The 13,507-nt window shown below is 71.0% G+C and carries 14 protein-coding genes; 9 read left to right on the plus strand and 5 right to left on the minus strand.

All coding sequences use genetic code 11. From position 1 onward, the window contains the following. Positions 1 to 135 precede the first annotated feature (135 nt). From ACIRQH_RS29375 to ACIRQH_RS29395, 5 genes are all read left to right on the plus strand, one after another. Positions 136 to 1,011 (plus strand): lysophospholipid acyltransferase family protein, encoded by an 876-nt coding sequence (locus ACIRQH_RS29375; protein WP_404227665.1) that lies wholly within the window; start codon positions 136 to 138, stop codon positions 1,009 to 1,011. Positions 1,012 to 1,160: 149 nt separating this feature from the next. Then, positions 1,161 to 2,387, plus strand: coding sequence for a MacS family sensor histidine kinase (gene macS, locus ACIRQH_RS29380; RefSeq protein WP_388865103.1), 1,227 nt, complete (start codon positions 1,161 to 1,163; stop codon positions 2,385 to 2,387). A gap of 73 nt (positions 2,388 to 2,460) precedes the next feature. Further along, the gene (locus tag ACIRQH_RS29385) at positions 2,461 to 3,108 is read left to right on the plus strand and encodes a response regulator transcription factor (protein WP_358815340.1); all 648 of its coding nucleotides are present in this window, start codon (positions 2,461 to 2,463) and stop codon (positions 3,106 to 3,108) included. A 152-nt stretch (positions 3,109 to 3,260) separates the two neighbouring features. Continuing rightward, positions 3,261 to 4,289, plus strand: coding sequence for a 6-phosphofructokinase (locus ACIRQH_RS29390; protein WP_358815142.1), 1,029 nt, complete (start codon positions 3,261 to 3,263; stop codon positions 4,287 to 4,289). Between the two features lie 110 nt (positions 4,290 to 4,399). After that, positions 4,400 to 5,395: a 2-hydroxyacid dehydrogenase gene (locus ACIRQH_RS29395; RefSeq protein WP_358815141.1), complete on the plus strand. Its 996-nt coding sequence runs from the start codon at positions 4,400 to 4,402 to the stop codon at positions 5,393 to 5,395. On the opposite strand, the gene ACIRQH_RS29400 is transcribed toward ACIRQH_RS29395, so the two are convergent. Both ACIRQH_RS29400 and ACIRQH_RS29405 read right to left on the minus strand, forming a co-directional pair. Further along, a complete protein-coding gene (locus ACIRQH_RS29400) occupies positions 5,347 to 7,248 on the minus strand; it encodes an anthranilate synthase family protein (protein ID WP_388865107.1) in 1,902 nt (633 codons plus the stop codon). The genes ACIRQH_RS29395 and ACIRQH_RS29400 overlap by 49 nt on opposite strands. Before the next feature lie 108 nt (positions 7,249 to 7,356). Further along, complete coding sequence (locus tag ACIRQH_RS29405; RefSeq protein ID WP_388865109.1) at positions 7,357 to 7,539, minus strand: trp operon leader peptide; 183 nt, start codon at positions 7,537 to 7,539, stop codon at positions 7,357 to 7,359. On the opposite strand from ACIRQH_RS29405, the gene ACIRQH_RS29410 reads away from it, so the two are divergent. From ACIRQH_RS29410 to ACIRQH_RS29420, 3 genes are all read left to right on the plus strand, one after another. Continuing rightward, positions 7,538 to 8,752: a glycoside hydrolase domain-containing protein gene (locus tag ACIRQH_RS29410; RefSeq protein WP_388865111.1), complete on the plus strand. Its 1,215-nt coding sequence runs from the start codon at positions 7,538 to 7,540 to the stop codon at positions 8,750 to 8,752. The genes ACIRQH_RS29405 and ACIRQH_RS29410 overlap by 2 nt on opposite strands. A gap of 137 nt (positions 8,753 to 8,889) precedes the next feature. Further along, positions 8,890 to 10,242: a class II 3-deoxy-7-phosphoheptulonate synthase gene (locus tag ACIRQH_RS29415; RefSeq protein ID WP_358815138.1), complete on the plus strand. Its 1,353-nt coding sequence runs from the start codon at positions 8,890 to 8,892 to the stop codon at positions 10,240 to 10,242. Positions 10,243 to 10,401: 159 nt separating this feature from the next. Beyond that, the gene (locus tag ACIRQH_RS29420; protein WP_358815137.1) at positions 10,402 to 10,704 is read left to right on the plus strand and encodes a (2Fe-2S)-binding protein; all 303 of its coding nucleotides are present in this window, start codon (positions 10,402 to 10,404) and stop codon (positions 10,702 to 10,704) included. 12 nt (positions 10,705 to 10,716) lie between these two features. On the opposite strand, the gene bfr is transcribed toward ACIRQH_RS29420, so the two are convergent. After that, complete coding sequence (gene bfr, locus ACIRQH_RS29425; protein ID WP_081216766.1) at positions 10,717 to 11,196, minus strand: bacterioferritin; 480 nt, start codon at positions 11,194 to 11,196, stop codon at positions 10,717 to 10,719. 157 nt (positions 11,197 to 11,353) lie between these two features. Between bfr and ACIRQH_RS29430 the strand changes: the two genes are divergently transcribed. Then, on the plus strand, positions 11,354 to 11,986 hold the full coding sequence (locus tag ACIRQH_RS29430; RefSeq protein ID WP_358815136.1) for a sulfite oxidase-like oxidoreductase: 633 nt from the start codon (positions 11,354 to 11,356) through the stop codon (positions 11,984 to 11,986). A 35-nt stretch (positions 11,987 to 12,021) separates the two neighbouring features. Here ACIRQH_RS29430 and ACIRQH_RS29435 read toward each other — a convergent pair whose 3' ends face one another. Both ACIRQH_RS29435 and ACIRQH_RS29440 read right to left on the minus strand, forming a co-directional pair. Then, on the minus strand, positions 12,022 to 12,489 hold the full coding sequence (locus ACIRQH_RS29435; protein WP_388865114.1) for a DUF4396 domain-containing protein: 468 nt from the start codon (positions 12,487 to 12,489) through the stop codon (positions 12,022 to 12,024). Between the two features lie 80 nt (positions 12,490 to 12,569). Then, the gene (locus ACIRQH_RS29440; RefSeq protein WP_388865161.1) at positions 12,570 to 13,445 is read right to left on the minus strand and encodes a deoxyribonuclease IV; all 876 of its coding nucleotides are present in this window, start codon (positions 13,443 to 13,445) and stop codon (positions 12,570 to 12,572) included. Between the last annotated feature and the right edge of the window lie 62 nt (positions 13,446 to 13,507).

Below are 13,507 nucleotides of genomic sequence, written 5' to 3' on the forward strand. Positions count from 1 at the left end.
GGCGGGAACGACTCCAGGTCTGCTTCACCGTACGCGACGGTACTGACACCGACCAGGGTCGTCGGGGCCTTTGACAGTGCTCCGGGTTAAGGTCTGATCCACGACTCAGGAGGCACTCGGGTGATCTACGGCGCAATGAAGTTTTCCATCGGAGGGTCACTGAAGCTCGCCTTCAGGCCCTGGGTGGAAGGCCTCGAGAACATCCCTGCCGAGGGTGCCGCCATCCTGGCGAGCAATCACCTGTCGTTCTCGGACTCGTTCTTCCTTCCCGCGATCCTCGATCGCAAGGTCACCTTCATCGCCAAGGCGGAGTACTTCACGACGCCCGGCCTCAAGGGGCGGATGACCGCCGCCTTCTTCAAGGGCGTCGGCCAGCTCCCGGTGGACCGTTCCGGCGCCCGAGGCGCGGGCGAGGCGGCCATCAAGAGCGGGATAGACGTCATCGAGCGCGGAGAGCTCTTCGGTATCTACCCGGAGGGCACGCGCTCGCCCGACGGCCGGCTGTACCGCGGCAAGCCCGGCGGCCTCGCGCGCGTGGCGCTCGCCACCGGCGCGCCCGTCATCCCCGTCGCGATGATCGACACCGAGAAGATCCAGCCGCCGGGGAAGGTGATGCCCAAGCTGATGCGTCCGGGCATCCGCATCGGCAAGCCGCTGGACTTCAGCCGGTACAGCGGCATGGAGCACGACCGCTTCGTGCTCCGCGCGGTGACCGACGAGGTCATGTACGAGATCATGAAGCTCTCCGGCCAGGAGTACGTCGACATCTACGCGACGGCCGCCAAGCGGCAGATCGCGGACGCGGCCAAGGCCGAGAAGGAAGAGGAGAAGGCGGAGAAGGCGGCGCTCGCGCAGGCCGAGAAGCAGGCGGCCGCGGAGGCCGCCGAACAGCGGGCCGCCGAGCAGAGGCGCGCCGCGCTGACGGTCGTCGAGGACGAGGGCACCGACGCGAAGGACAGCTCCGACGGCGCGAGCGGCGCGGCGAAGGACACCGGGCAGAAGGGCGTCTAGCAGAAGGACGTCCGGCGGGGGAGCGGCGGCCAGGAGACCTCCGGGCGGGCCGGCGGCCGAGCGGCGTGGGGAAGACGGACCGGAGTGGACGGGAACGGTCCGGCGGCCGGGAGCGTCCGTCAGGACGTCGGCAGTGTGGGGTGGGGGGCATGGCCAAGCGCGAGAGAGTCATGAGGATGTCGGTCGAGCAGCCGCTGTGGCGTGCCCTGACCGCGTACCGGGTGCTGACCATGTTCTACGCGGTCGGGCTGTTCGCCACCGCGTACGACAGCTTCGCCCGCCCCTGGGTGGCCGTCACGTACTTCGCCGTGCTGTTCGTCTGGACCCTGGCCACCCTGCCGAGGGTGTCCGGCGCGGTCCACTGCACCAAGCCGTTCCTCGCCGCCGACCTCACCGTCGCGCTGACCGGCATCCTGCTCACCCGGGTCGCCGACGCGGGCTCGCGCATCGACGCGGGAGGCCCGACGCTGCCGTCGATATGGACGGCCGGCGCCGTCCTGGCGTTCGCGATCAAGGGCGGCTGGCGATGGGCGGCGTTCGCCTCCACGCTCGTCGCGGCGGCCAACCTCGTCGAGCGTGGCGCCCCGACCCGCGACACCGTGCACAACGTGATCCTCGTCTGGGTCGCCTCCATCGCCATCGGCTACGTCGTCGAGGTGGCCCGTGCCTCCGAGCGCACCCTCGCCCGTGCCCTGGAGATCGAGGCCGCCACCCGCGAACGCGAGCGGCTCGCCCGTGACATCCACGACGGCGTGCTCCAGGTCCTCGCGATGGTGCAGCGGCGGGGCAGCGCGCTGGGCGGCGAGGCCGCGGAGCTGGGCCGGATGGCGGGCGAGCAGGAGGTCGCGCTGCGCACGCTGGTGTCGGGCGGGATGGTGCCCCTCTCCCGGGTGTCGGAAGACGCCGCGCTCGGCGCGCTCGTGCGGGCCGTCGACGAACCGGACGACGAGGACGGCCCCGTGGGCCCCGTCGACCTGCGCTCCCTGCTCGCCCCGTACGCCACCGCGCGCGTGACCTTCTCCGAGCCCGGCGCTCCGGTGCCGCTCGCCCCGGCCGCCGCGCGGGAGCTGGCCGCGGCCGTCGGCGCCGCCCTGGACAACGTCCGCAAGCACGTCGGAGCGGACGCCCGCGCCTGGATCCTGGTCGAGGACGAACCGGACGAGGTCCTCGTGACCGTGCGCGACGACGGCCCCGGCATCCCGGAGGGCAGGCTCGCCCAGGCCGAGGGCGAGGGCCGGCTCGGGGTGGCGCTGTCGATCCGCGGCCGGCTGCGTGACCTGGGCGGCACGGCGGAGCTGGTCTCGGTCCCGGGGCAGGGCACGGAGGTCGAGCTGAAGGTACCGAAGGTCTCACGGGGAAGGGCGAGCACACGATGACGGACACGAGGGGACGGCGATGACGGGCGGCACGGCGGAGGAGCGGCGGGCGGGCGAAGGCCCCCTGAAGGTCATGGTGGTGGACGACCACCCGATGTGGCGGGACGCCGTCGCCCGTGACCTGGAGGCCGCCGGCTTCGACGTGGTGGCCACCGCGGGCGACGGCGAGCAGGCCGTGCGCCGCGCGCTGGCCACCGCACCCGACGTCCTCGTCCTCGATCTGAACCTGCCCGCCAAGCCCGGCGTCCAGGTCTGCAAGGAACTGGTCGGCGCCGACCCCGCCCTGCGGGTCCTCGTCCTGTCGGCCAGCGGCGAGCACGCCGACGTGCTGGAGGCGGTGAAGTCCGGGGCGACCGGCTACCTCCTCAAGTCCGCGTCCACCGAGGAGCTGACCGACGCCGTGCGGCGGACGGCCGTCGGGGACCCGGTGTTCACCCCCGGCCTCGCGGGACTGGTCCTCGGCGAGTACCGCCGACTGGCCTCCGAGCCCGTCACGTCGGCCGGTGCCGACGAGCCGCGGGCGCCGCAGCTGACCGACCGCGAGACCGAGGTGCTGCGCCTGGTCGCCAAGGGCCTGAGCTACAAGCAGATCGCCGAGCGTCTGGTCATCTCGCACCGCACGGTCCAGAACCACGTGCAGAACACCCTGGGCAAGCTCCAGCTCCACAACCGCGTCGAGCTGGTCCGCTACGCCATCGAGCGCGGACTGGACGACGAGTAAACCGTCCGATAACCGCCCAATGTCCCCCTTCGGGTGATCTGTAGTGATCAACTACGTGACAATGCACCGGAATTGACCATCCGCACCATCCCGGAGTGACGTGGGTCACTACTAGCGTGAGTCCATCAGCCACTCGGCGAAGGGACTTTTCCATGCGGGTCGGAGTACTGACCGGAGGCGGCGACTGCCCCGGGCTCAACGCCGTCATCCGGGGCATCGTCCGCAAGGGCGTACAGGAGTACGGCTACGACTTCGTCGGCTTCCGGGACGGCTGGCGGGGGCCGCTGGAGGACGACACGGTCCGGCTGGACATCCCCGCGGTCCGGGGCATCCTGCCGCGCGGCGGCACCATCCTCGGGTCCTCGCGCACCAACCCCCTCAAGCAGGAGAACGGCATCCGCCGGATCAAGGAGACCCTCGTCAAGCAGGCCGTCGACGCGCTCATCGCGATCGGCGGCGAGGACACCCTGGGCGTCGCCGCGCAGCTCGGCGACGAGTACGGCATCGACATCGTCGGCGTGCCGAAGACGATAGACAACGACCTGTCCGCCACCGACTACACCTTCGGTTTCGACACGGCGGTCGGCATCGCGACCGAGGCCATCGACCGGCTCCACACCACCGCCGAGTCGCACATGCGCGTCCTCGTCTGCGAGGTGATGGGCCGCCACGCGGGCTGGATCGCCATCCACTCGGGCCTGGCCGGCGGCGCGAACGTCATCCTCATCCCCGAGCAGCGCTTCGACGTCGAGCAGGTCTGCGCCTGGGTGACCTCCCGCTTCAAGGCGTCGTACGCGCCGATCGTCGTCGTCGCCGAGGGTGCGATGCCCAAGGACGGCGACATGGTCCTCAAGGACGGCACGCTGGACTCGTTCGGGCACGTCCGGCTGTCCGGCGTCGGCGAGTGGCTGGCCAAGGAGATCGAGCGGCGCACCGGCAAGGAGGCGCGCACCACCGTCCTCGGGCACGTCCAGCGCGGCGGGACGCCCAGCGCCTTCGACCGCTGGCTCGCCACCCGCTTCGGGCTGCACGCCATCGAGGCCGTCCGGGACGGCGACTTCGGCAAGATGGTCGCCCTGCGCGGCACGGACATCGTCCGTGTCCCCATCGCCGAGGCGACCGCCCGCCTGAAGACCGTCGACCCGACGCTGTACGAGGAGGTCGGGGTCTTCTTCGGCTGACGGCGGCGCCGCGCCGGGTCTCCACCGCGCCCCCGTTCGCCTCTGCGACCTGGGGAGACGGGCCGTATATTCGGCATTCGGCCCACAACCCTCCAGAACGGGAGCATCCGGTGGAGATCCTGGCGTTCGGCGTCCAGTCCGACGAGAAGCCCCTGATCGAGAGGGCCTTCGCCGGACGCCATGAGGTCCGCTGTCTCGACGTCTTCCTCACCGAGGACACCGCGCCCATCGCGGCGGGCCACGAGGCGATCTCCACCAGCGTCAACTGCGGCCTGGGCAACCGGGTCCTGCAGACCCTGGCCACCGGCGGCACCCAGCTCGTCGCCCAGCGCTCCACCGGGTTCAACAACATCGACCTGGACGTCGCCGAGCGCCTCGGCATGACCGTCGCGCGCGTCTCGTACTACTCGCCCTACTCGGTCGCCGAGTTCGCCTGGACCCTCGGGACGGCCGTCAACCGCCGTGTCGTGCGTGCCGCCAACCGCACCCGCGACTTCGACTTCCGGCTCGACGGGCTGATGGGCCGCGACATGCACGGGCGCACCGCGGGCGTCCTCGGCACCGGGAAGATCGGCGAGGCGTTCACCCGGATCGCCCACGGCTTCGGCATGAAGCTGCTCGGCTGGGACATCGCCGAGAACCCCGCCTGCGTCGAACTCGGCATGGAGTACGTCCCCAAGGAGCGCCTCCTCGCCGAGTCCGACCTGATCTCCCTGCACGTCCCGCTGATGCCGCAGACCCAGCACCTGATCGACGCCGACGCCCTGCGCACGATGAAGGACGACGCGATCCTGGTGAACTCCAGCCGCGGCGGCCTCATCGACAGCCGGGCCCTCGTCGCCCAGTTGCGCGAGGGCCGCTTCACGGGCGTCGGCCTCGACGTGTACGAGGCGGAGGCCGGGCTCTTCTTCCTCGACAAGTCCCTCGAAGCCGTCGAGGACGACACCCTGGCCCGCCTGGTCACCTTCCCGAACGTCCTGGTCACCTCGCACCAGGCGTACTACACCGCCGACGCCGTCGGCCAGATCGTCGACGCCACCGTCCGCAACGTCGTCGACTACACCGAGGGCCGCCGCTCGGAGAACGTGCTGGTGCCCCGCAGCTGACCGACCAGCTCCCGGACGACCGCCGTGCCGTTCAGGCTCAGCACCGACTCCGGGTGGAACTGCACGCCCGCGAACCCCGGACCGCGCAGCGCGTGCACCTCGCCGTTCGCCGCGCGGCTGACCTCGACGCCGTGCGCCGACAGCTCCACCAGCGCCTCCTCGTCGCAGCGCGCCACGAAGCTGTTGTAGAAACCGACGGTCTCCGCCCGGCCGAACAGGTCGATCACGGTCTGCGCGCCCTGGAACGGCACATCCTTGCGGACGATCTCGAGACCCAGCTCGGCCGCGATCAGCTCGTGCCCGAGGCAGACACCGAGGACCCCGTCCCGGTGCTCCAGGATCACTTCCGAGGTGAGCGCCCGCAGGAGGCGCATCCTGGGGTCCGCGAGGTCGGAGGGATCACCGGGACCGGGGCCGAGCACGACCGGTCCCCGGTGCGTCGCGAGTGCCTCCCGCAGCCCCGGCTCGTCGAAGCGGCGCACCGTCACGTCGAGCCCCGACGACCGCAGCACGTGAGCGAGCATCGCCGTGAAGGTGTCCTCGGCGTCCACGACCAGGGCGTGCCCGGCGAGTTCCGGGGACCGCTCCTGCATCCGCAGCCAGAACGGCGCGAGCGAGGCCCGCCGGCCGTCCAGCGACGCCCGTACCCGCGGATCGTCGCCCAGCCGCGGCCGGACGCCGTCCGGGCGCGGGCCGCGGGGCCGCACCCCCAGGGCGGCCAGCACCCCGGCCGCCTTCGCGTGCGTCTCGGCCACCTCGCCCGCCGGGTCCGATCCCCGGACCAGCGTGGCGCCGACCGGCACGCGCAGCCGGCCGTCCGCGCCGATGTCGGCGGTCCGGATGAGGATCGGGGAGTCGAGTGTCTGCCCGCCACCGGCGCCGTCCGGCCCGTCCTCACGGTCCCGTCCGAGCAGGGCCAGCGCGCCCGCGTAGTAGCCGCGCCCCCCGACCTCGTGCCGCTCGATGACCCGGCACGCGTTCTGCACCGGCGAGCCGGTGACCGTCGCCGCGAACATGGTCTCCCGCAGCACCTCCCGCACGTCCAGCGAGGACCGGCCGCGCAACTCGTACTCGGTGTGCGCGAGATGGGCCATCTCCTTGAGCCGCGGCCCGACCACCACCCCGCCCATGTCGCCGACGGTGCACATCATCTTCAGCTCCTCGTCGACGACCATCGAGAGCTCCTCGATCTCCTTGCCGTCGGAGAGGAAGGCGAGCAGGTCCTCGGGCGTCGGGCCGCCGGCCGGGTAGCGGTACGTCCCGCTGATCGGGTTCATCACCACCGTCCCGCCGGACATCCGGACGTGCACCTCCGGGCTCGCCCCGACGAGCGTCCGCTCCCCGGTGTGCACGACGAACGTCCAGTACGCGCCGCGCTCGCCCTCCAGCAGCCTGCGGAACAGCGCCAGCGCGTCCGCCCGTCCGAACCCCGGGATCCGTCCCTCGTACGTCCGCCGGATCACGAAGTTCGCGCCCTCGCCGCTGCCGATCTCCTCGCGCAGCACCCGCTCGACGATCCCGGAGTACTCCTCGTCGCCGACGTCGAAGCCGCCGCCCTCGACCCGCACGTCGTGCGCGGGCAACTGCTCCAGGACCTGCCCGAGCGGCAGTTCGTGCCGCTCCTCGGGGACCAGCACGGCGAGCGGGGTGCCGTCGTCGCGGACGTCGAAACCGCGCTCCCGGATCTGCCGGAACGGGATCAGCGCGAGGCACTCGTCGGGGAGGCCGGCGAGGTGCTCCACCTCGCGCACCGGCCCCAGCAGCAGTTCCACGACGTCGTGGTCGTGGCCCGGGGTGCGGCGGCGCAGCAGGGCGAACGGGCGGGGATCGGCCGGCAGCTCGTGCAGGTTCATGGGTGCGGTCCTTCTCTCGGATCGTGCATCTCGGAGAGGAACGACCCGGGTCCGCAAACACCGAAGGCCGCCCTCGGGCGGCCTTCGCGAAGTCGTGCGTACGCGCAGTCAGTGGGCCGCCGGATGAGCGGTCCACCACCAGTTCTGGTTCGTCGGCGCGTACATGCGCCGCACATTACCCGACGACCCGGAACGGGCAACAGCGTGAACCGCTTCCGCGCGGCGTTCCGAGGAGCCGGTCACCGGCCATGGATGGCCAGACAGAACAACCGACCGAGGAGCGCCCGTCATGCCCCCTGCCCGCTCGCCACAGCCCCGCCGGACCGCCGCCCGCACCCTGACCGTGTTCCTCGCGGCAGCCGCCCTCGCCGCCGGGCCGCTCGGCGCCGCGCGGTCGGCCCCACGCCCGACCGACTCCGAGGACGTCACCCAGGTCAGCTACCGGGGCCACGCCTTCACCGTCCCCGCCTCCTGGCAGATCGTGGACCTGGAGAAACATCCCGACGCCTGCGTCCGCTTCGACCGGCACGCCGTCTACCTCGGCACCCCCGGCGGCAGCCAGAACTGTCCGGCCCGGGCCAGCGGCCGTACCGAGGCCCTGCTCGTCCAGCCCGCCCAGGCCGCGGCGCGCGCCGTGACCGAGAACCCCACCGCCCGCACCTACCGGGCCACCGCCGACCGCATCGCCGTCACCGCCGCCTACGGCTACGACCGCACCCGCATCCAGGACGTCCTGCGCAGCGCCGGGCTGCCCGTCACCGCGACGCCCGGTGCCCCCGCGGACCGTCCCGCCGTGGCCGCGCTGCCGGCCGACGCGACCTCCTTCCGCGGCGAGGGCTTCGACGCCTGCACCGCCCCGAGCCAGTCGGCGATGGACGCCTGGCGCGACAACTCCGGCTACGGCGCCATCGGCGTCTACATCGGCGGCCTCAACCGCGCATGCGCCCAGCAGCGCCTCACCGCCGACTGGGTGCGCACCCAGTACACGCGCGGCTGGCGGTTCATCCCGCTCTACGTCGGCCGCCAGCCCTCCTCGGACGGCGGCAGCTGCGGGGGCGGCTGCGCGGCCATCACCAGCCCGGTGTCGCAGGGCACCGCCGCCGCCGACGACGCGGCGGCGCAGGCCGCGGCGCTCGGCTTCGGCAAGGGGACGGTGCTCTACAACGACCTGGAGCACTACGAGCCCGGCGGAGCGGTCACCGACCAGGTGCTCGGCTACATCGACGCCTACACCGAGCGCCTGCACGCGCTGGGCTACCGCGCGGGCGCGTACGGCAACACCTCGTCCCTGGTCTCCGACCTGATCGCCCACCGGAGCGACGTCACCCTGCCCGACGTGATCCACTTCGCCCGCTGGAACGGCACGTCGACCACCTCCGACGCGTCGATCCCCTCCACCGTGTGGGCCAAGCACCAGCGCATCCACCAGTACGTCGGCGACACCACCGAGACCCACGGCGGCGTGACGATCTCCATCGACCGCGACCGCCTCGACGTGGACTAGGAGCTCCGCCGGCCCGGTTCCGGGGTGCCGCCGCGACCTGTCGTGCGGCCGCCCGGAGCCGCGCCGATCGAGCGGGGTTCGTCTCAATTGATGAGCATGTGAAGGGGCGCCCGACACGACCCCGTAATGTTGTCGGCGTGACCGTGAACGCTAAGCCCAGCGCGAGCGCTGGCAACACCTGGCGAGACCTGCCCGCGGCGCAGCAGCCCGAGTACCCCGATGCCGAGGCTCTGCGCGATGTGATCGCGGACCTCGCGTCGTATCCGCCCCTCGTCTTCGCCGGCGAGTGCGACCAGCTGCGCGCCCGGTTGGCATCCGTCGCCAAGGGAGAGGCGTTCCTCCTCCAGGGCGGCGACTGCGCCGAGGCCTTCGACGCCGTGTCGGCCGACCAGATCCGCAACAAGCTCAAGACCCTGCTCCAGATGGGCGCCGTCCTCACGTACGCCGCCTCCGTGCCGGTCGTGAAGGTCGGCCGGATCGCCGGCCAGTACTCGAAGCCGCGCTCCAAGGGCACCGAGACCCGTGACGGACTGACCCTGCCGACGTACCGGGGCGACTCGGTCAACGGCTTCGAGTTCAACGAGAAGGCCCGCATCCCGGACCCCGAGCGACTGAAGCGGATGTACAACGCGTCCGCCTCCACGCTCAACCTGGTGCGCGCCTTCGCCACCGGCGGCTACGCCGACCTGCGCCAGGTGCACGCCTGGAACCAGGACTTCGTGAAGTCGTCCCCCTCGGGCCAGCGCTACGAACAGCTGGCGCGCGAGATCGACAACGCGATGAACTTCATGCGGGCCTGCGGCACCGACCCGGAGGAGTTCAAGACCGTCGAGTTCTACGCCTCCCACGAGGCGCTGCTCCTCGACTACGAGACGGCGCTGACCCGCGTCGACTCGCGTACGGGCCGCCTGTACGACGTGTCGGGCCACATGGTCTGGATCGGCGAGCGCACCCGTCAGCTGGACGGCGCGCACATCGAGTTCGCCTCGAAGATCCGCAACCCCATCGGCATCAAGCTGGGTCCGACGACGACGGCCGAGGAGGCGCTCCAGTACATCGAGCGTCTCGACCCCGACCGTGAGCCGGGCCGCCTGACCTTCATCGTCCGCATGGGCGCCGACAAGGTCCGCGACAAGCTGCCCGAGCTGGTCGAGAAGGTCACCGCCTCCGGCGCCACCGTCGCCTGGATCACCGACCCGATGCACGGCAACACCTACGAGGCGGCCTCGGGCCACAAGACCCGCCGCTTCGACGACGTGCTCGACGAGGTCAAGGGCTTCTTCGAGGTCCACAAGGGTCTCGGCACGCACCCGGGCGGCATCCACGTCGAGCTCACCGGTGACGACGTCACCGAGTGCGTGGGCGGCGGCGACGAGATCTTCGTCGACGACCTGCACCAGCGCTACGAGACGGCCTGCGATCCCCGCCTGAACCGCAGCCAGTCCCTGGACCTGGCCTTCCTCGTCGCCGAGATGTACCGCGACCAGTAACAGCCCGGCACGGTTCGTGCCTGTTACCAGCGCATAGGGTGGGGCGCGGATCACATACGATCCGCGCCCCACCCCACTTTTATGGTTCTGGCGTGCCGGGTAAGGTTAGGTTAGCCTCACCGATTATCGGGACGGCATGACCCATCCATCCGGCGGGAGGTGAACCGCGTGTACGTCTGCAGTTGCTTCGGAATCACCGAGCAGCAAGTGAAGAAGCACGCGGAGGACGGCGCCTGCACTCCTCGCCAGATAGCGTCCGCCTCCAAGGCGGGCACGGACTGCGGGTCGTGCGTCCGCCAGATCCAGGCACTGCTCGGCAGGGGCTCCTGCCCGCGCCGTCAGCTCGCCGACCAGGGCATGCCGGTCCTCGCCGAGGTGCGCGGAGCCGTCGAGGTCGCCCAGCGCGAAGCCGTCCTGCAGAAGACCGCCCTGCACGACGCCGCCGGGCGCGAGGCCGCGTAGTCCCGTTCCGGCCTAGCTCTCCGGCTGCTCGATGAGCTGCGCGATGTAGAGCGCCTCGCCGAGCTTCTCGACCAGTTCGAGCTGGGTGTCGAGATAGTCGATGTGGTGCTCCTCGTCCTCCAGGATCGACTCGAAGATGTTCGCGGACGTGATGTCGCCCTTCGCCCGCATCACCTCGATCCCGCGCCGCAGACGGTCGATCGCCTCGACCTCCACCTGACGGTCGGCCTGGAACATCTCCGTGACGGTCTGCCCCACCCGCACGTGGAAGAGCCGCTGGTAGTTCGGCAGGCCGTCCAGGAAGAGGATGCGGTCGGTGAGCACCTCCGCGTGCTTCATCTCGTCGAACGACTCGTGCCGCGTGTACTTGGCGAGCTTCGTCCAGCCGAAGTTCTCCTGCATCTTCGCGTGCAGGAAGTACTGGTTGATCGCCGTCAGCTCGCCGGTCAGCTGCTCGTTAAGGAATTCGATGACCTCGGGGTCGCCCTGCATCGCAGAGGCTCCTTCCAAGCGGGGGGACTGGGCAGGTTGCGCCGCATCTTTGCACCGGCCACCGAAAACAGTCCAGTAAGTGCACGCTTAGTAGCAGTTGCCCGAATCCGCGACCCGCTGGTCATGGGCACGGCCCCCGGTCTGTCAGGATGGAGACATGGGTCAGCCGGCAGAGCGGGAAACAGGAGAATCGGCACTGTCGGAGCTACCGCCGGGACAGCGACTCCAGCGCGGATGGCCGGTCACCCACTACGGCCCCGTCCCCAAGTTCCGCTCCGAACGCTGGGAATTCCGCGTCTTCGGTGCCACCGCCGACGGGGACAAGCGCTGCTGGACCCACGAGGAGTTCACCGCCCTCCCGTACGCCTCCGTCGTCGCCGACCTGCACTGCGTCACGAAGTTCAGCATGCTCGGGGCCGAATGGGGTGGCGTCCCCGCCCGTACGATCCTGGAGATCGCCCCGCCCTCGCCCGCCGTCACGCACGTCATGGTCTGGGCCGAGTACGGCTTCAGCTCGAACCTGCGCCTCGCGGACTTCGCCTCCGAGCGCACCATCTTCGCCACCCACAAGGACGGCGAACTGCTGACGGCGGAACACGGTTTCCCGCTGCGCCTGGTGGTCCCGCAGCTGTACGCGTGGAAGGGCCCCAAGTGGGTCCGCGGCATCGAGTACATGACGGCCGACCGGCGCGGTTTCTGGGAGGAGCGGGGCTACCACAACGTCGGCGACCCCTGGCGCGAGCAGCGCTACTCCTACCAGGAGGAGCCCGGGGACGGCCCCGAACTCTGAGATCCGGCGCCGCCTCCCCGGACGGGACGGGCGGGTCAGTGATACGCGTGCACCACGGCGTGGCCCTTGCCGCGGCCGATCATCCACTTGTTCACGGGCGTGGTGACCACGAAGGCGATCACCAGCGAGACGGCCAGTGACACCCAGAACAGGGCGTCGGCCAGTGCCGCGTCCATCGCGGCCGGCCACAGCGCGATCACCCCGTTGTCGATCAGCTCCATCACCGCGATCGACAGCGTGTCGGCGGCCAGCGCCACCCGGAACGCCGTTCGGAAGGCGACGCCCGCCTTCAGGATGCCGCGCAGCGTGAGCGCGTAACCGAAGAAGAATGCCAGCGCGATCGCGAGGACCGTGGTCGGCAGGTTGCCCCAGCCGAACGCGGTACCGATGACCATGCCGAGCACCTCGCCGATGGCACAGCCCGTGAGGCAGTGCAGCGTGGCCTGGGCGGCCGTCTGCCAGCTCGCTCCTGAGTGCGCGTGCTCGTGCGGTCCGTGCTCCATGAGGGCCCCCGGCGTCCGGTAGCGGTTCCTGTACCTGTCAGGAACCGTATACCCCCCAGGGGTATTCCCTCGTGTGTGTCTCAGCTGTCGCGCAGCTTCTTCAGCCGTTCGACGTCCGCCGCGTGCCCCTCCTTGCCGCCGGGCGTCTCGATGATCAGCGGGACGCCCTCGGTGGCGGGGTGGGTCATCAGGGCGCGGAACGGGTCCTCGCCGATATGACCGGAGCCGATGTTCTCGTGACGGTCCTTGTGCGCGCCGACGACGTCCTTCGAGTCGTTGGCGTGGATCAGCTTCAGCCGTCCCTCGCCGACGGTGTCGACCAGCAGGTCCAGGGTCTGGTGCATGCCGCTCGGGCCGGTCAGGTCGTGGCCGGCCGCGAAGATGTGGCAGGTGTCCAGGCAGACGCCGAGCTTGGGGTGGGCGTCGAGGGCCTCGAAGTACGGTCCGAAGTCCCAGGTGCGCGAGCAGAGGGAGGCGCCCTGGCCGGCGGTCGACTCCAGCAGCAGGAACGGGTCGTCGTCGTGCGTCAGCTCGTCGAGCAGCGGCAGCAGGTGGGCCCGCACCTGGCGGAGGGCGACGGACCGCTCCCTGCCGCCGGTGGCGCTCCCGGTGTGCACGACGACGCCGAGGGCGCCGATCTCGCGGCCGCGGCGCAGCGAGTGCCGCAGCGACTCCACCGACCTCTCGACCGTGGCCTCGGTGTGCGACCCGAAGTTGATCAGGTACGGGGCGTGGACGTAGGCCGGGACCGACTCGGCGGCGCAGGCCGCGCGGAAGTCCTCGTCCTGCTTCGGGTTCCCTGCGGGGGTCGCCCAGCCGCGCGGGTTGGCGACGAAGACCTGAACGGTCTCGGCCGCGAGGTCGCGGGCGTAGGACAGGCCGACGGAGCTGAGGCCGCCGGCCACCGGTACATGGCCGCCGACGGGGTTGCGGAGCTGCTTGCTGGTCACGCCCATCAGGGTGTCACGCGCCGTCGGACACCCCACGGGCGGTCCTCGGGCACCCCCGGTGGCACCGG

This window comes from Streptomyces sp. NPDC102279 (assembly GCF_044766365.1).
In the GTDB taxonomy this organism is placed as follows: Bacteria; Actinomycetota; Actinomycetes; order Streptomycetales; family Streptomycetaceae; genus Streptomyces.

Coding starts and splice junctions, on each gene's coding strand:
- macS (WP_388865103.1), top strand. CDS start 1,161: ATGGCCAAGCGCGAGAGAGTCATGAGGATGTCGGTCGAGCAGCCGCTG.
- ACIRQH_RS29410 (WP_388865111.1), top strand. CDS start 7,538: ATGCCCCCTGCCCGCTCGCCACAGCCCCGCCGGACCGCCGCCCGCACC.
- ACIRQH_RS29435 (WP_388865114.1), bottom strand. CDS start 12,489: ATGGAGCACGGACCGCACGAGCACGCGCACTCAGGAGCGAGCTGGCAG.
- ACIRQH_RS29440 (WP_388865161.1), bottom strand. CDS start 13,445: ATGGGCGTGACCAGCAAGCAGCTCCGCAACCCCGTCGGCGGCCATGTA.
- ACIRQH_RS29375 (WP_404227665.1), top strand. CDS start 136: ATGAAGTTTTCCATCGGAGGGTCACTGAAGCTCGCCTTCAGGCCCTGG.
- ACIRQH_RS29390 (WP_358815142.1), top strand. CDS start 3,261: ATGCGGGTCGGAGTACTGACCGGAGGCGGCGACTGCCCCGGGCTCAAC.
- bfr (WP_081216766.1), bottom strand. CDS start 11,196: ATGCAGGGCGACCCCGAGGTCATCGAATTCCTTAACGAGCAGCTGACC.
- ACIRQH_RS29385 (WP_358815340.1), top strand. CDS start 2,461: ATGGTGGTGGACGACCACCCGATGTGGCGGGACGCCGTCGCCCGTGAC.
- ACIRQH_RS29405 (WP_388865109.1), bottom strand. CDS start 7,539: ATGACGGGCGCTCCTCGGTCGGTTGTTCTGTCTGGCCATCCATGGCCG.
- ACIRQH_RS29430 (WP_358815136.1), top strand. CDS start 11,354: ATGGGTCAGCCGGCAGAGCGGGAAACAGGAGAATCGGCACTGTCGGAG.
- ACIRQH_RS29400 (WP_388865107.1), bottom strand. CDS start 7,248: ATGAACCTGCACGAGCTGCCGGCCGATCCCCGCCCGTTCGCCCTGCTG.